Below are 16,972 nucleotides of genomic sequence, written 5' to 3'. Positions count from 1 at the left end.
CGCACGGACGAGCCCATGCCTGACAATCCGCCCGACACCCCGCCCGTCGAACCGCCGCAGCCGCAGGAAGCGCGCGAGGCGCGCATCGCCGAATTGCGCGACCGTCGCCGCGCGCGTCTGCGCTGGCTGGCGATCCGCGGCGCGCTGTCGCTGGCGGCGCTGACCGTCGGCGCGGTCGTGCTGCTGTACTGGCTGCTCAACACGCTGGGCGGCCGCGACGTGCTGCTGCGGCAGATCGTCGCGCGCCTGCCCGAAGGCGATTCGCTGACGTGGTCGCGCGCCGAAGGCCCCGCGTCCGGGCCGATGACGCTGCACGACGTGCGCTACGTGCATCGCGGCTGCCCCGATCGCGACGGCAAGCCGGTCGCGTATCCCGGTTGCGCCACGCCGCTGGAAACGGTGTTCACCGCGAAGGCGCTCATGCTCGATCCCGCGCTGCAACCGCTGCTCGGCCGCCGCCTGCGGCTGGATGCGCTGGCGGTGACCGGCGCGACGCTGTCGCTGCCGGAGGACGACACGCCGTTCGAGCTGCCGCGCTGGCCGGAATCGCTGCCGCAGATCGCGCCGCCGCTGGCGATCGAGGCCGATGCGATCGCGATCGACGGCCTCGCGGTGACGCAGGCCGGCGACGGCGTCGTCGACGTGCGCCGCCTGCGCGGCGGATTGCGCGCCGAAGCGGGCGCCCTGCATGTCGAACATCTCGACGCCGACACCGATCGCGGCCGCTTCACGCTGCACGGCGACTACGCGCCGGGCGATCGCTACCGCATGGACCTCGTCGTCGGCGCGCGCCTGCCCGCCGCCGCCGGCCGCACGCCGGCGACGCTGGGCCTCGTCGCGCGCGGCGACCTGCGCGCGCTCGACGTCGCGCTGGCGGGCCGCGCGCCGGGCCCGGTCTCGGCGCGACTGCACCTCGTCGGCGAGGATGTGCCGCGCTGGACCTTCGCCGCGAAGGGCGACGCGCTGACACTCGCCGCGCTGACCGGTACCGATGACGACGTACCGCCCTACGTCTTCGACCTGCGCGCGGACGGCACGGGTGGCAGCGCGACGATGCAGGGCCGCGTGGCGCAGGACACGTTCGTCGCGACGGTGCAGCCGTCGAAGGTGACGATCGAGCACCAGACGCTGCTGCTCGCGCCGCTCGCGATCGACGTGCTTGGCGGCCACGTGCGCGCCGACGGCCGTGCCGATTTCACCGTGCCTGCGGACGCGCGCTTCGACGGCCGCGTGCAGGCCCGCGGCCTGCGCTGGCAGGGCGAAGCCAAGGATGCGGTCGCGGTGACCGGCGACGGCGATTTCAAGCTCGCCGGCCGCCTGCGCGACTGGACCGCCGACGGCACCGCGACGCTGGTGCGCGGCGACGAACGTGCGCAGCTGGCGATGCAGGCGCGCGGCGACGACAAGGCCGCGAAGATCGGCGCGCTGCGCGCGACGATGCCGGGCGGTCGACTCGACGCCACCGGCGAGGTCGCGTGGTCGCCCGCGCTGCGCTGGCAGGCGGATGCGACGCTCGCCGGCTTCGATCCCGGCTACCTGCTGCCCGACTGGCGCGGCGCGGTGAACGGCGCGCTGCGCAGCACCGGCAGCACACGCGGCGACGGCGGCCTCGACGTGCTGGTCGACGCCGATCGCCTCGGTGGTCGCCTGCGCAGTCGCGCGCTGGGCGGCCGCGCGCACGTGCTCGCGCACCTGCCCGCGAAGGCCGACGGCCGCACCGACGGCGAAGGCACCGTGGCGCTGACGCTCGGCGGCAGTCGCGTCGATGCCAAGGGCCGCATCGCCGAACGCTTCGACGTCGACGCGACGTTCGCGCCGCTGCATCTCGACGACCTGCTGCCGACCGCGCAGGGCGCGCTGCGCGGCACGCTGCGCCTCACCGGGCCGCGCGCGCAGCCGGACATCGCGGTCGACCTGACCGGCAACGGCGTGCGCGTCGCCGGCTACACCGCGGAGTCGCTGCGCGCGCAGGGCCGGCTGCCGTGGCGCGACGGCGCGGTCGGCGCGCTGACCGTCGATGCCACCGGCGTCGACGCCGGCCTCGCGCTGCAGACGCTGCACCTGTCGGCGCGCGGCGCGATCGAGCGATTGCAGGTCGACGGCGAGGCCGTGGCCGACGTCGGTCGCGTCGCGCTGTCCGGCAACGTCGCGCGGCGCGACGCGACCTGGGCCGGCACGCTGGCGACGCTGCATCTGGTGCCGACCACCGGCGCGGCGTGGACGTTGCAGGCACCGGCGGCGTTCGCCGCGACGCCGCAGGGCAACGCGTTCCGCCTGCGCATCGCGTCGAGCTGCTTCGCCACCGACGACCGCACCGGCAATCTCTGCGCCGACGTCGACTGGCCGACCCGCGCCGACGTGCGCGCGCAGGCGCTGCCGCTGGCGTTGCTGGCGCCGTACCTCGCGCCGGATACGCACACCACCACCGGCCGCGGACAGCGCTGGGCGCTGCGCGGCGCGATCGATCTCGACGCCCGCGTGCGGCCGCAGGGCGGCGCGTGGCAGGGCACCGCGCACGTGCGTTCTTCCGACGGCGGGCTCGCGCTGGGCGCGCGCGAGGTGCTGGGTTATCGCGACCTCGTGCTCGACGGTCGCTTCGATCCGCACGGCGTCGACGCCACGCTGGCCGCGGCGCTCAGCCCCGACGGCCGCGTGTCCGCGCAGCTGGCGACCGGCTGGGACGGCTACGCGCCGCTGCGCGGCACGGTCGACGTCGACACGCGTTCGCTGACGTGGCTGGAGTTGTTCTCGCCGGACATCGTCGAACCGCAGGGCCACCTGCAGGGCCGGATCACGCTCGCCGGCACGCGTGCGGCACCGGCGCTGGGCGGGCAGGCGCGGCTGAGCGACTTCCGTACCGAATTGCCGGCGCTGGCGCTGAGCCTGCGCGACGGCGACGTACGCCTGGACGCGCAGGCCGACGGCAGCGCGACGCTGGCCGGCAGCGTGCGCAGCGGCGACGGCACGCTGCGCATCGACGGCACGCTGGGCTGGCAGGACGCGGAAACGCCGCTGCGGCTCGCGCTGACCGGCGAGCAGGTGCTGGTCTCCGACACGCGTGAATTGCACGCGGTGGTCGATCCCTCGGTGGTCGTGCGCTACGCCGCCGGCCAGCCGCTGTCGGTCACCGGCACCGTGCGCATCCCCAGCGCGCGCGTCGACCTCGAACGCCTCGACACCGGCGTGTCGCGATCGTCCGACGTGGTGGTGCTGGACCCGGCCGATCCCGAGCGCAGCGGCGGCACGCCGCTCGACCTCGACCTCGCGCTGGTGATGGGCGACGACGTGCGCCTGCACGGCTTCGGCCTGGACGGCAGCCTCGGCGGCAGCGTGCGCATGCGCGCGCGCCCGGGCCGCGAGACCGTCGCCACCGGCTCGCTCGACGTCGACGGCCGCTACACCGCCTACGGCCAGAAACTCGACATCACCCGCGGCCGGCTGGTGTGGTCGAACACCGCGTTCGGCGATCCCATCGTCGACGTGCGCGCCGAACGCGAAGTGGGCGACGTCACCGCCGGTATCGACGTCAGCGGCCGCGCCTCGGCGCCGGTCGCGCACGTGTGGAGCAATCCCGCGACCAGCGAATCCGAGGCACTGGCCTACCTCGCGCTGGGCCGTCCGCTGTCCAGCGCCAACGCCAGCGAAACCCGCCAGCTCAGCGCCGCCACCGCCGCGCTGTCGGCCGGCAACCTGCTGGCGTCGCAGCTGGGCGCGAAGATCGGCCTCGACGACGCCGGCGTCAGCGAATCGCGCGCGCTCGGCGGCAGCGTGGTCGGCATCGGCAAGTACCTCTCGCCGCGGCTGTACGTCAGCTACGGCGTGTCGCTGCTCGGTACCGGCCAGGTGCTCACGCTGAAGTACCTGCTGCGCAAGGGCTTCGACATCGAGATCGAGACCAGCACGATCGAGCATCGCGGCTCGGTGAACTGGCGCAAGGAGCGCTGACCCGCGCGCATCACGGTGTCGTGCGTCGTGTGCGGGCAGGCGCCTCCACCTCCACCTGTGCGCGGAACCGCGCGGGCGTGGCGCCGGTGGTCTTGCGCATCAGCCGGCGCAGCGCGGTGGCGTCCTGGTAGCCCACGTGCGCGGCCACCTGGTCGACGCTCATGCGGCTGTTGTGCAGCAACGTCCGCGCGCGTTGCAGGCGGATGCCCTGGATGAACGCCAGCGGCGCCTTGCCGGTCGCCTGGCGCACATGCCGCGCCAGCGTGCGCTCCGAGACGCACAGTGCGCGCGCCAGTTCGGCGACCGGCGGCACCTGCGGGAACGCGGCCTCGATCCGCGCCGTCAGCTGCGACACCAGCGCGTGCCCGCTCGCCAGCACTTCGGGGATGACGAACGCCGCCTGCGCATGGCGATGCTCCAGCAGCAGCATGTTCGCCACCGACTCGCTGAGCTTCGGCCCGAAACGATCGCGCAGCAGGTGCAGCATCAGGTCGGCGTGCGCGAACGCGGCGCCGGCGGTGACTACCGGCCCGTCCGCGCAGACCATGCGGTCGGTGTCCACGCGGCAGCCGGGCACCTGCTGCGCGAGCGCAGGGCCCAGCCACCACGTCGTGGTGACCCGCCGCCCTTCGAGCAGGCCGGCTGCGGCCAGCACGAACACCGCCGAACACGAGGCCGCGACTTCGCCGCCGCGCGCGACGTGCGTCGCCAGCCGGCGCGCGATCGCGCGGCCGTCGGGCGTGCGCATGCGGGCGAGGATCGACGCGGGATCGGTGCCCAGCCCGGGCAGCACGCACACCGAGCGCAGGCCCGCGCGGCGCGGCGGCAGCGGCCGCGTCTCCACGCTGATGCCGTCGCGCAGCGACAGGCGTCCGCCATGCAGCGAATACAGGCCCCAGCCGGGCACCGGCAAACCAAGCTTCCGCGCAAGCGTGCAGGCCGCGTCGAGGATGTCGCGGCTCATCGCCACGCTGCTCGGGTACGCGCCCTCGAAGACGAGGATCTCGAAGTCCTTCATGGCGATGCCTTGATGAAAACGTCGTGCGGAATCACCGGCCACCCGCCACGTCGATGAAGGTGCCGGTGCAGTACGACGCCGCCGGTGACAGCAGCCACAGGATCGCCTCGGCGACTTCGCCGGGCTCGCCGCCGCGCTGCATCGGGATCGACGGTGCCAGCCGCGCGACGCGGCCGGGTTCGCCGCCGTCGGCGTGGATGCCGGTGTGCACGAAGCCGGGCCGCACCGCGTTCACGCGGATGCCGTGCGAGGCGACTTCCGCCGCGAGTCCGCGCGTGAACGTGTCGATCGCGCCCTTGCTCGCAGCGTAGTCGACATATTCGCCGGGCGAGCCGGTGCGCGCCGCCACCGACGACACGTTGACGATGCCGCCGCCGTGGCCGCCGTGTGCGGTCGACATCCGCAGCACCGCCTGCTGCGCGCACAGCATGGTGCCGATCACGTTCGTCGCGAACACGCGGTGCAGGCGATCGGCGTCCATCGCGTCCACGCGCATCTGGCGTTCGAGGATGCCGGCGTTGTTCACCAGCGCGACCAGCGTGCCCATGGCGTCGACGGCGGCGAACAGGCGCTCGACGTCCTCTTGCCGGGAGACGTCGGCCTGCACCGCCTGCGCCGTCCCGCCCTGCGTGCGGATCCCGGCGACCACCGCCTCGGCCGCGTCGGCGTCGCGGCGGTAGTTCACGCAGACCGCATGGCCGCGCGTGGCGGCACGGCGCGCGGTTTCGGCGCCGATGCCGCGACTCGCTCCGGTGATCACCATCACCGATGGATGCAGGGGCATGCGGAATCTCCCGGGTACATGCATGGACACGGACAAGGCCGCGGACCGGGCCACGATAACCCGGAAACCGGTGCTTCGGCCGTTGTCGGATTCCGCACGAAAGCTGTCGTTTCCGGCACTCCCCGCCCGGGCACCGTGCGGGTGCAATGTCGCTTCCGACGCAACGGGGCACGCGATGAACGCATCAACGGTCGAAGGAAATGCCGCTGCGGCGCCTGCCGCCCGCATCGACGACCCACTGGAGGATTTCGTGTCGCGCACGCTGGCGTTCGACGACATCGCCTGCCGCGTGCACGTCGCCGGCCATGGTCCGGCGGTGATCGTGATGCCCGAGATGCCCGGCATCTCGCCCGACGTGGCGCGGTTCGCGCGCTGGGTGCGCGACGCGGGTTTCACCGTGTACTTGCCCTCCCTGTTCGGGCGCGATGGCGCCTTGCCGCAGGCGCAGGAGGGCGTCGAGGTGTTCCGCAAGACCTGCGTCCGCGCCGAGTTCCGCGCGCTCGCCGATGGCGGCGAACGTCCGATCGCGCGCTGGCTGCGGGCACTGGCGCGGCAGGCGCATGCCGAATACGGCGGCCCGGGCGTCGGCGCGATCGGCATGTGCTTCACCGGAAACTTCGCGCTGTCGATGGTGCTGGAACCCGCAGTGATCGCGCCGGTGCTGGCGCAGCCGTCGCTGCCGCTGGAATCTCCCGCCGCGATCGACATGGGCGCGGACGAACTCGCCGCGGTGCGCGCACGCCTGGAGCGCGACGACCTGCGCGTGCTCGGCTACCGCTTCGACGGCGACGCGCACTGCCGCGCCGAACGCTTCGCCGCGTATCGCGATGCGCTCGGTCCGCGCTTCGTCGCCCGCGTGCTGCCGGACAGCGCGGCGAATCCCGATCCGCCGCCGTTCTTCCGCGATGTCGTGCGCTCGCCGCACAGCGTGTTCACCGCGCACCTCGTCGACGAAGCCGGGCATCCGACGTTGCAGGCCCGCGACGAAGTGATCGCGTTCCTGCGCGAACGGTTGCTGGACGCGCCATCCGGTACCGCGGTGGTGGCGTCGTGAGTGCGTCTCGCCATCGCATCGTCACGCAAGCGTGCGATCGCCTGCGTTCGATCGCAGCCGCCTGGCTGTGCTCGACTGCGGGCGTCGCGTCCGCTGCCGGTCCCGCCGCGCTGCCGGTCGAGCGCGTCGCCGACGACTACGTGCATCCGCACCAGCGCATCGAGGTCGAGCCCGACCGGCGCATGAATCTGCTTTGCATGGGCGAAGGCACGCCGACGGTGGTCTTCGATTCCGGGCTGAGCGACTGGTCCAGCACGTGGGCACTGATCCAGCCGGCCGTCGCCACGCGCACGCGGGCGTGCAGCTATGACCGCGCCGGCATGGGCTACAGCGATCCCGCGTCACGCCCGGCCACGCCCGCGAACCTCGTGCGCGATCTGCATGCATTGCTCGCCGGTGCCGGTGTCGACGGCCCGCTGCTGCTGGTCGGGCATTCGCTGGGTGGCTTCAACGTGAAGCTCTACGCGGCGATGTATCCGCAGCAGGTCGCCGGGCTGGTGCTGGTCGACCCGGCCGAGGAAAGGATGTGGGCGCGGGTCGGCCCGGTGCTGGCGCCGCGCTTCGGCGAGGCGCTGGTGCGCGACGCGCGTGCGGACGACGAGGGCGGCATCCGCGAAGCCGTCGACCACTTCCGCGACTGCGCGCGTGACGCCCGCGCCGGCAAGCTCGACGATGCGCGCTACGCGCAGTGCACCGATCCGGTGCGCGCGCCGCTCGGGCCGGTGATCCTTGCCGAACGCAAGCGACTGCAAGCGAGCATCGCCTACCAGGAGACGCAGGCCGCGGAGATCGCCGTGTGCCCGTACGTGCCCGACGCCGCGGCCGACGCACGCTACGCCGCGCTGTTCGATGGCACGCATCCGTTCGGCGACAAGCCCGTGGTCGTGCTCACCCACAGCCTGTGGGACATGACGCCGCCGCTGGGCGAGATCGGCTACAACGCCTACGTCGTCGCGCATCGCCAGACCGCGGCGCTGTCGACCCGCGGCACGCAGCGCATGGTGCCGATGTCGCGACACAACATCCAGATCGACCAGCCGCAGGCGGTGATCGATGCCGTCGCCGACGTGCTCGACGCGCTGCACGCGCATTGACGCCATCGTGATCGGGGATCGACGCACGTGGATGCACGCCTGATCGTCGCCGCGACCGTGTTCGCGCTGGTCGCGACCGGAACGCCGGGGCCGAACAACCTGATGCTGGCCGCGTCCGGGTTGCAGGTCGGTTTGCGCCGCTCGTTGCCGATGATGGCCGGCTTCCAGATCGGCCTGCTGTTGCTGATCCTCGCCGTGGCGGCGGGACTCGGCACCGCGTTCGTGCGCTTTCCCGTGCTGCAGTTGGCGTTGAAGGCGATCGGCGTCGCCTACCTGCTCCAACTCGCGTGGAAGTTGTGGCGATCGGATGCGATCGTCGGCCGGGCCGATGCGCCACCGATGGGCTTCTTGCGCGGCGCGGCGTTCCAGTTCGTCAATCCGAAGGCGTGGATGATGGCGACGAGCGCCGTCGGCACGTATTCGCTGCCCGGCGCCGCTTACTGGCCGTCGATCGCCGTGCTGCTGTTCGCCTTCACCGCGATGGGCGTGCCGTCCATCGTGGCGTGGACGGCGTTCGGCGGCGTCTTCCGCGCCTCGCTCGCCGATGCACGTTCCGCCCGCTGGCCGCGCCGCGCGCTGGCGATCCTGACCGCGGTCTCCTGCCTGCTGGTCTTCCTCTGAGGACATCCCCCATGTCGACGCACGCCGTCTGGTATTTCGACGTCATCTCGCCCTTCGCCTATCTGCAATGGCAGCGGATCAAGACGCTGCGCGATTGCAGCTTCGAGCTGCGGCCGATCCTGTTCGCGGGCCTGCTCAACCTGCACGGCCACAAGGGCCCCGCCGAGATCCCGGCGAAACGGCTGTTCTCGTATCGCCACGTGCAGTGGCGCGCGGCGCGCGACGGCATCGCGTTCACGTTCCCGCCCGTGCATCCGTTCAGCCCGGTGACCGCGCTGCGCCTGTGCGTGGCCGCGGGCACGACGCCCGAAGCCGTCGACACCGTGTTCGATTTCATCTGGCGCGAAGGCCTGTTGCCCGACACGCCCGAACGCATCGCCGAACTCGCCGCGCGGCTCGCCATCGCCGATCCGGCCGCAGCGCTGGAAGACGCCGGCGTCCGCGTCACGCTCCAGCACAACTTCGATCGCGCCGTCGCGGACGGCATCTTCGGCGTGCCGACGGTGCTCATCGATGGCCAGTTGTTCTGGGGCGAGGACGCGACCGACATGCTCCTGGACTACCTCCGAGACCGCGCGCTGTTCGACACGCCGGAGATGCGGCGACTGGAGGAACTGCCGGTGGGGGCGGTGCGCAAGCCGGCGGGGTGAAGCACCCACGTCCGCGCGTCGGGTAGCATGCGCATTTTCAGGGGGGCGCATGCACTGGATCCTGCAGACCAACCTGTTCCGCGAGCACGAGTGGGACACGCTCGTCTCGACGCTCGAACAGTTCGACTTGCCGTACAGCGTCCACAAGGTCGTGCCCTTCGTCGGTGAACTGGAGCCGTTGCCGGTGCTGCGCCACCAGAAGGCGGTGTGCTTCGGCTCGTATTCGATGCGCCACGCGGCGCGTGCGCACGGCTGGACGCCGGGCGTCTACGACCTGTTCGAGCAGGATTTCCGCGCGCAGCTGGCCGCGTGGGGCGAGCGCATGCTCAACGCCGATTCGCGGGTGATGGCGTTCGAGGACGTGCTGCTGGATCAGCCGACCTTCCTGCGCCCCATCGACGACTCCAAGTATTTCGCCGGCCGTGTGTTCGACCCCGGTGAATTCGAGGCGTGGCAGCGGCAGGTGTGCGATCTCGAAGAAGACTACGGCACCAGCCTCGCGCCGACGACGCAGGTGCAGCTGTGCGTGCCGAAGACGATCCATGCCGAATACCGGTTCTGGGTCGTCGATGGCCGCATCGCGACGAAGTCACTGTACAAACTCGGCCGTCGCGTCGTGTATGCCGCCGACGTCGACGAACGCCTGGACCGCTTCGTCATGGCCGCCATCACCGACTGGCAACCGCACCGCGCCTTCGTCATCGACGTCTGCGACACCCCCGACGGCCCGCGGATCGTCGAGATCAACACGATCAACTCGGCCGGCTTCTACGCCGGCGACGTGCAGCGGATCGTGGCGGCGCTGGAGGAGATGGAAGCGTAGGGCGGGCCCTGGCCCGCCATTGCTTCGACACGCCTAGATCCTGTCGACCAGTTCGATGCCTCCGATGCGATTTCCGATCAGGATGTCGATGATCACCATGCCGAATTTCACGTGGTGGAGGACGATGTTGTTCTGGAACTGCCAATCGGATCCTGGCCGGTCCGGGTTCTGTCTCGCGACATAAACGACATACGCACGGCTTTCCCATTCGCCAGCACCGCAACGTGCCAGCGCATCCGGAAGCCATGGGCATCCGGGGGCCTGCTCTTTCGCGGCATCGATGAGCAAGCGCGGATCGAAGCCATCGCTCGAATCGTTTCTTCCGCTGGTTGGTGACATGCGACTTGTGCCTGATTCAAGCCATGCCGGCAGCGGCGAGGCGATGCCGAAAGGATAAGCGCAGGCCGGATGTTTTGCGCCCGACATGGTGTTGCATTCACGATGTTGCGTGGATGACAGGTCCGCCTAGGCGCCCGTCGACGACCATGCCTCCGCGTGCGTCAGCATGGTCTGCCGCAGCGCCTGTGCCGTGCCGGTGACGCCTTCCCTGCGCGAAAACACCATGTACTGCAAGGCCGGCAATTCAGGCAGGGGTCGCGTCGTCACGCCGGCCGGGACGCGGCAGCAGGCGTTCACCACGGCGAGACCCATGCCCAGTCGCACCAGTTGCAGCATGAGTTCCCAGCCGTTCGCCTCGACCGCGACATGCCATGGCACGCCTGCCGACTGCAGCATCTGCGAGAGCATCGTGCGATGCGGGCGGCCCGCGGGCGGCACGATGAGTCCGGCGCCTGCAAGATCCCGCAGGCGCAGCCTGCGACGCGCGGCGAGCGGGTGTTTCCTCGGCAGCGCCAGCACCTGTCCGACCCGGGTCAACGGCGTGACGGCGAGGTCGCGAGGTGATGATTCAAGGCATGCCACGCCGAGGTGCGCCTTGCCGTTGCGCACCGCCTCGACGGCGGTAGCGCCGTCGGCGGTCATCAACTGCAGCGCATGTCCGCGCGTCGCCAGGTGCGCGCGCATGGCCGGGCCGAGCAGGTAGAGGAACGCGCCTTCGCCCGCGGCGAGCACGACCGGCTGCGCCGCGTTCCGGTCCAGCAGTTCGTCCTGGAATGACGCCATCGAAGCGCAGATCTCGCGGGCGAAGCGCTGCACGCGCCTGCCTGCGTCGGTGATCTCGATCGCCCGCCCGCGCCGCACGTACAGCGGGCGCCCGACGGCCTCGGCGAGTTTCCCGACCTTGGCATGGAGCGCGGGTTGCGAGAGGTGCAGCCGGAGGGCTGCGCGGCTGAAGTTGGCGTCTTCGGCGAATTCCGCGAAGGCGCGCAGCGCATCGATCGAGACATCGCGCAAAATATTCATTATCCGATTTTTCTATAGATGCTCCGACAAATCAATTTCCCGTGGATAGACAAGGCGTGTGCAATTCACGCCATCGAAACCAAGGAATCCACGGAGTACATCATGAAACTCGGCATCGACGTCGGTCGCGTCCTCATCAGCCCCGGTGACAGCGCGTCGCCGGATACTTCCTTCATCGGCGGCACGCTGGACGACGCCCTGAACACCCCGCCCTGTGACGGCATGTTCGATGTCGTGCCTGCATTGGTCGAGCGCTTCGAAGGTGAGGTCTGGATCATCTCGAAGTGCGGGCCGCGCATCCAGGAACGTACGCTGCAATGGTTCGAGCACCATCGGTTCTTCGAACGCACGGGCATCGCCCGCGACCGCGTAAGGTTCTGCCTGAAGCGGCCAGACAAGGCGATTCACTGCCGCGAACTGGGCATCAGCCACTTCATCGACGACCGCACCGATGTGCTGCAACCGATGATCGGCATCGTGCCAAACCTGTTCCTCTTCGGTCCCCAGCGGGGACAGACGCCGGAGTACATGTGCCACGTCCCGACCTGGGCGGATGTCGCGAAGGCCATGCGCCGAGGCTGATTCCGGCGTGATCGGTCAACCGCGCCGGAGGTCTGCGCTCAACCTGGCGACCGTGTCCTGTTCTCACCGATCGAGCGCGAGATCAGGAACAGGGCGAGCGCCTGGAACAACCCGCAGCAGGTGATCCATACGGCTTGCGACAGTTCGGTGTCGAAATGTCCGGGGAAGGCGGTGGCGATGGCGGGCACCGAGAGCGATGCGGGAAAGCAGACGATCATCAGCGTGAACGCGGGCAGCAGGTGTTCCGTCGACGATGCGCGCATGGTGATGGCGGTGCAGATCGTCCATGCGGCGACGACGACCACGAGCGTGGCGTAGAGGAGGGCGAGCAGGCGGATGGGGTGGCACGGCATGGTCGTGCGGCTGCGGTGGTGGGGTTCGCTTCGCTCACCGCTACCCTACGCGAAATCCTTGGTGCGCGGCTCACAACCCCGGCAACAACCGCTCCGTCATCAGCTTCATCACGAGGCGGTGCGGCTGTGGCACGTCGTAGTTGGCGGTGGTGATGACGACGACCACGTGCTGCTCCGGAAAGACCTGCACGGTGTTGCCGCCGGTGCCGTTCATGGCGAAGGACTGCCACGTCTTGCCGTTCACGGGGAACTGCATGCGCCACCACAGATAGCCGTATTCGACACCGTCGTCGACGCGGGCGTGCGGGGCGACGGACGCCTGTACCCAATCGGCGGGAATCAGCTGCTTGCCATGCACGCGACCGCCGTCGAGGTAGAGCTGGCCGAGCGCGAGCAGGTCGCGGCTGCGCAGGCCGAGGCCGCCGCCGGCCTGCGGGATGCCGAGCGGCGAGAACTGCCATTCCGGTTTCGCGATGCCCAGCGGATCGAACAGGCGCCGCTGCGCGTAGGCGTCGAGGCGTTCGCCCAGCGCGCCCTGCAGCGCGGCGCCGAGCGTGGTGACGCCGGCGGTGCAGTAGCGGAAGTTGCGGCCGTAGGGTGATTCGGCGGGCTTCTTCATCCACGCAGGAAAGCCCTGGATCGGCAGGTCGAGAGTGAAACCGACCCAGTCCTCGACCAGGTACATGCGTTCCTCGTTGCCGCGCGAGAACTGGTTTTCGTCGTCGCATTCCAGCAGCGACGACATCGTCGCCAGGTCCTCGAAGGTGATCTTCGCCTTGCGCGGATCGGGGTTCTGCATCGGCGGGCGCTCGCCGAGGTACGGCAGCATCGGCGCCTGCGCATTCGGCAGCTTGCCATCGGCGATGGCGAGCCCGAGCAGCATGCCGGCGATGGTCTTGGTCGCCGAGCGCGTGTTGCGCCGCGCCTCGGGGCCGCCGTCGGCGTCGTTCGCGTCGAAGTAGTGCTCGTACAGCAGCTTGCCGTCGCGGGCGACGAGGACGCTGGTGATCTTCTTGTACTCGCCGGCCTCGATCGCGCGGGTCGCGGCGTCGAAGCCGACGGCGGGGGCAGTGACGGGCGACGGCGCCTCTGCGGCGAGAGCGGGGGCGGCGACGAAGACGGTCGCGAACAGGACGGGCAGGACGGCGGCTGGGCGCATGCGAGGGGCTCCGGAAGACGCGACGACACTACCAGCGCCGCGGCGTCCGGTTTGGTACGCAGTGAACCGGCGGCGTTGCGCGCGCGCCGGTCAGCGCCCGCGCCGCCACGCGCCGGGCGTGCAGCCGAAGCCGCGGCGGAAGCTGCGGGTGAAGTGGCTCTGGTCGACGAAGCCCGCGCGGGCGGCGATGTCGGCCAGCGACAGGCGCCGGTCGCGGAGCAGGCCGGCGGCGCGTTCCAGCCTGCATTCGCGCAGGTATTCGCCGGGCGAGCGGCCGTAGCGGCGGCGGAAGGCACGCGCGAACGCCACCGGATGCACGCCGGCGATCCGCGCCAGTTCCTCGATCCGCGGCGGCTGCGCGCAGTCGTCGTGCAGGCGTTCGCGGGCGCGGGCCAGCCACGCCGGGCCGTCGTTGCTTTCGAGTCGATGGCGCCGTTCCAGCGTGTCGAACAGCGCCTGCACGCCGCTTTCGATGGCCAGCGCGGAGACGTCGTCCCAGCGGTGCAGTTCGCTGCGCAGCGCCAGCGCCGCGAGTTCGCCGCGGGCATTGGCGCGGACGGCGTCTTCCGGCAGATCGCGCCGCCCGGCCACCGCGGCGGCGGGCAGCGACACGGTGAGGAAGCGCGCGCCGTCGAGGCCGCGGAAGCAGTCGCGATGGGTGGTGCCGGGCGGGTTGTAGACCAGCGCGGGGCCGCGGCTGATCGCCGGCATGCCGCGCGCGCTGCTGAGGTAGCGCCCGGACAGCACCAGCACGAAGTGGGCGTCGCTGTGGGTGTGGGTCTCGACTGCGTGCTCGGGCACGGTCGGACGCAGTTCGGCCAGTTCGATGGCGTCGACGCGGCGACGCCGGTCGGTCTCGCCGTAGAACATGCCGTGGCCGAAGGTCTTCATGGCATCGCCGTCGCGGTCGCGTCCCCGCAGTCTGGACGCGGGGCGCGTGGGCGGCGTGTGTCGTTGGTCACGCGGGGCGGCGGTCCGCCCCGCGCGACCGGGGGCATCAGCCCGCCAGCAGGCGGTTGACGCGGGCGATGAACGTCGCCGGATCGTCCAGCGTGCCAGTCTCGGCCAGCATCGCCTGGTCGAACAGCAGGCGGGCGTAGTCGCCGACCAGTGCGTCGTTGCCGGCGGCGCCTTCCAGACGCTTCAGCAGCGCATGGTCCGGGTTGATCTCGAGCACCGGCTTGCCGGCCGGCGCGTCCTGGCCCAGCGACTTCATCAGCTTCTGCATCTGCATCGACATCTCGTACTCGTCGAGCACAAGGCAGGCGGCCGAATCCACGAGGCGGTTGGACACGCGCACGTCCTTCACCTCGTCGCCCAGCGCGGCCTTCAGCGTGTCGACCAGCGGCGCGGCAGCCTTCGCGGCTTCCTCGTGCTTCGCCTTGTCCTCGGCGCTGCCGAGCGCGTCGAGGTCGATCTCGCCCTTGGCCACGTTGCGCAGGCGCTTGCCGGCGTATTCGTGCAGGTAGCCGGACATCCAGTCGTCGATGCGCTCGTGCATCAGCAGCACTTCGACGCCGCGCGCCTTCAGTGCTTCCAGCTTCGGATGGTGCTGCGCCGCGTTCCAGCCGTCGGCGGTGAGGTAGTAGATGTCCTCCTGCGCGCCGGCCATGCGGCCGATGTAGTCGTCCAGCGACACGCGGTCGGTGGCGCCGGTGCTGCGCGTGGTCGCGAAGCGCATCAGCTTGAGCACGCGCTCGCGGTTGCCGCTGTCCTCGGCGATGCCTTCCTTCAGCGTGTTGCCGAAGGCTTCCCAGAACGTGGCGTAGCGCTCGGGTTCCTCGCTCGCGATCTTCTCCAGCAGGTCCAGCGTGCGCTTCACCAGCGCGCCCTTGATGCGTTCGACCTGCTTGCTGTCCTGCAGCAGTTCGCGGCTGACGTTGAGCGGGAGATCGTCGGAATCGACCACACCGCGCACGAAGCGCAGGTAGGCCGGCAGCATCTGCTCGGCGGCATCGAGGATGAAGACGCGCTTGACGTACAGCTTCAGGCCCTTGCGCTCGTCGCGGCCGCTCTGGAAATCGAACGGTGCGTGCGTGGGCACGTACAGCAACGAGGTGAAGTTCTGGTTGCCCTCGACCCGGTTGTGGGTCCACGCCAGCGGGTTCTCGAAGTCGTGGCTTAGATGCTTGTAGAAGCCCTGGTAGTCCTCGTCCGTCAGTTCGTTCTTCGGGCGCGTCCACAGCGCGGCGGCCTGGTTGATGGTCTCCAGCGTCGGCACTGCGGGCTCGGCGTCGTCTTCGGTGGCGGCGGCCGGCTTCTCCATGCGGATCGGGAACGCCACGTGGTCGGAATACGTGCGCACCAGCGAACGCAGCTTCCACGCCTGCGCGTAGTCGCCGGCGTCCTCGCGCAGGTGCAGGCGGATCGACGTGCCGCGCGGCGCGTCGGCGCCGGCGGGCGTCAGCGTGAACTGGCCGTCGCCGGTGGACGCCCAGGTCCAGGCCTCGCCGCTGTCGGCGCGGCGACTGGTGACTTCGACGCGGTCGGCGACGATGAACGCCGAATAGAAGCCCACGCCGAACTGGCCGATCAGCTGCGCGTCGACCGGACCGTTGCCGGCGAAGCGTTCGAGGAAGCGCTTGGTGCCCGAATGCGCGACCGTGCCGAGGTTGTGCATCAGTTCCTCGCGTGACATGCCGATGCCGTTGTCGCGCACGGTCAGCGTGCCGCCCTCGTCGTCGAGCAGCAGGTCGATCGCGAGGTCGCCACCGTCGGCCAGCAGCGCCGGGGCCTCGATCGCCTCGAAGCGCAGCTTCTCGCAGGCGTCGGAGGCGTTGGAGATCAGCTCGCGCAGGAAGATGTCGCGGTTGGAGTACAGCGAATGGATGACCAGCTGCAGCACCTGCTGCACGTCGGCCTGGAAGGCGTGGGTCTCGGGGGCCGCGGTGTTTTCGGGCGCGGCGGGGGTGTCGGTGCTCATCCGATGGGCTCCTGGAGGCATGAAGGCGATGAAACCCGGGAAACCGGGGATGCCCCGGAGGTGGGCGCGATCCTGGCGATTTCAAGGCCGGCAGCGTGGCGAGCGCGTCCACCCGATTTCCCGGGCCGAATGGGGGGGCCGTGGAGGCCCGCGTGTCGGCCTCGCCTCTGATCGCCACAGCACTGGCCCGAGATCGGCTGCCTCGCCAAGTGCTCCGATTTCCAGCTGCATCCGTCGACCCTGGACCGGGAGGCCTCACCTTGCGCGCGCTGCGCGGAACACGATGTCTCCGGTCGACGATTTCTCGACGACCTCTGCTGGATCGGGATACAACCGTGCGCGCCCTTCCATGCAGGACGAGGAGGGCCAAAGGCGTGGCCGGGGTGATGCACAAGTTCGGTGCGGAGATTCTCTGCCGGAAGCGCCTCCCGCCGGATGGCCCTCGCGAGATCTTCCGCAAGGTGCAGCATCCAATCCCGGCGAGGCACGAAGTAGACTGCCATGGTACGTGTGCACTGACTGCTGCTGGCTCGGCCCGTAGCGACGCCGGGGAAAGAGGCGTCGCGACAGCAGCAGGCGGAAATGGAATGGACCGCCACGTCCG

The 16,972-nt window shown here is 70.5% G+C and carries 15 protein-coding genes; 7 read left to right on the top strand and 8 right to left on the bottom strand.

Going from position 1 to position 16,972, the window contains the following annotated elements:
• Positions 1-15: 15 nt before the first annotated feature.
• Positions 16-3,945 (top strand): translocation/assembly module TamB domain-containing protein, encoded by a 3,930-nt coding sequence (locus ACT53R_RS08615; protein ID WP_476171450.1) that lies wholly within the window; start codon positions 16-18, stop codon positions 3,943-3,945.
• A gap of 10 nt (positions 3,946-3,955) precedes the next feature.
• On the opposite strand, the gene ACT53R_RS08610 is transcribed toward ACT53R_RS08615, so the two are convergent.
• Both ACT53R_RS08610 and ACT53R_RS08605 read right to left on the bottom strand, forming a co-directional pair.
• Positions 3,956-4,963, bottom strand: coding sequence for a GlxA family transcriptional regulator (locus ACT53R_RS08610; protein ID WP_476171449.1), 1,008 nt, complete (start codon positions 4,961-4,963; stop codon positions 3,956-3,958).
• A gap of 31 nt (positions 4,964-4,994) precedes the next feature.
• Positions 4,995-5,747 (bottom strand): SDR family oxidoreductase, encoded by a 753-nt coding sequence (locus tag ACT53R_RS08605; RefSeq protein WP_476171448.1) that lies wholly within the window; start codon positions 5,745-5,747, stop codon positions 4,995-4,997.
• A 175-nt stretch (positions 5,748-5,922) separates the two neighbouring features.
• Here ACT53R_RS08605 and ACT53R_RS08600 point away from each other — a divergent pair, with 175 nt between their 5' ends.
• Genes ACT53R_RS08600 through ACT53R_RS08580 form a run of 5 tightly spaced genes read left to right on the top strand, consistent with a single transcriptional unit; the run spans position 5,923 to position 9,989 of the window.
• The gene (locus tag ACT53R_RS08600; RefSeq protein ID WP_476171447.1) at positions 5,923-6,801 is read left to right on the top strand and encodes a dienelactone hydrolase family protein; all 879 of its coding nucleotides are present in this window, start codon (positions 5,923-5,925) and stop codon (positions 6,799-6,801) included.
• Complete coding sequence (locus ACT53R_RS08595) at positions 6,798-7,895, top strand: alpha/beta fold hydrolase (protein WP_476171446.1); 1,098 nt, start codon at positions 6,798-6,800, stop codon at positions 7,893-7,895. The genes ACT53R_RS08600 and ACT53R_RS08595 overlap by 4 nt, the downstream gene beginning before the upstream one ends.
• Before the next feature lie 27 nt (positions 7,896-7,922).
• Positions 7,923-8,516, top strand: a complete 594-nt coding sequence (locus tag ACT53R_RS08590; protein WP_476171445.1) for a LysE family translocator — start codon at positions 7,923-7,925, stop codon at positions 8,514-8,516.
• A gap of 11 nt (positions 8,517-8,527) precedes the next feature.
• The gene (locus ACT53R_RS08585) at positions 8,528-9,166 is read left to right on the top strand and encodes a DsbA family protein (protein WP_476171444.1); all 639 of its coding nucleotides are present in this window, start codon (positions 8,528-8,530) and stop codon (positions 9,164-9,166) included.
• Positions 9,167-9,215: 49 nt separating this feature from the next.
• On the top strand, positions 9,216-9,989 hold the full coding sequence (locus tag ACT53R_RS08580) for an ATP-grasp domain-containing protein (RefSeq protein ID WP_476171443.1): 774 nt from the start codon (positions 9,216-9,218) through the stop codon (positions 9,987-9,989).
• A 33-nt stretch (positions 9,990-10,022) separates the two neighbouring features.
• Here ACT53R_RS08580 and ACT53R_RS08575 read toward each other — a convergent pair whose 3' ends face one another.
• A complete protein-coding gene (locus ACT53R_RS08575) occupies positions 10,023-10,415 on the bottom strand; it encodes a hypothetical protein (RefSeq protein WP_476171442.1) in 393 nt (130 codons plus the stop codon).
• A 39-nt stretch (positions 10,416-10,454) separates the two neighbouring features.
• A complete protein-coding gene (locus ACT53R_RS08570) occupies positions 10,455-11,351 on the bottom strand; it encodes a LysR family transcriptional regulator (protein WP_476171441.1) in 897 nt (298 codons plus the stop codon).
• An 18-nt stretch (positions 11,352-11,369) separates the two neighbouring features.
• Here ACT53R_RS08570 and ACT53R_RS08565 point away from each other — a divergent pair, with 18 nt between their 5' ends.
• Complete coding sequence (locus ACT53R_RS08565) at positions 11,370-11,933, top strand: hypothetical protein (RefSeq protein ID WP_476171440.1); 564 nt, start codon at positions 11,370-11,372, stop codon at positions 11,931-11,933.
• A gap of 38 nt (positions 11,934-11,971) precedes the next feature.
• Here ACT53R_RS08565 and ACT53R_RS08560 read toward each other — a convergent pair whose 3' ends face one another.
• From ACT53R_RS08560 to htpG, 4 genes are all read right to left on the bottom strand, one after another.
• Positions 11,972-12,286 carry an SCO4225 family membrane protein gene (locus ACT53R_RS08560; RefSeq protein WP_476171439.1) on the bottom strand — a complete coding sequence of 105 codons (315 nt, stop codon included), beginning with the start codon at positions 12,284-12,286 and terminating at the stop codon, positions 11,972-11,974.
• Positions 12,287-12,356: 70 nt separating this feature from the next.
• Entirely contained in the window at positions 12,357-13,445 is a 1,089-nt protein-coding gene (locus tag ACT53R_RS08555; RefSeq protein WP_476171438.1) for a serine hydrolase domain-containing protein, read from the bottom strand.
• Between the two features lie 90 nt (positions 13,446-13,535).
• Complete coding sequence (locus ACT53R_RS08550; RefSeq protein ID WP_476171437.1) at positions 13,536-14,336, bottom strand: helix-turn-helix transcriptional regulator; 801 nt, start codon at positions 14,334-14,336, stop codon at positions 13,536-13,538.
• 106 nt (positions 14,337-14,442) lie between these two features.
• Positions 14,443-16,368 (bottom strand): molecular chaperone HtpG, encoded by a 1,926-nt coding sequence (gene htpG / locus ACT53R_RS08545; protein WP_476171436.1) that lies wholly within the window; start codon positions 16,366-16,368, stop codon positions 14,443-14,445.
• Positions 16,369-16,972: the final 604 nt, after the last annotated feature.

Source organism: Lysobacter sp. DMC104, from assembly GCF_056313665.1.
This window is presented reverse-complemented; position numbering and strand designations above follow the sequence as displayed.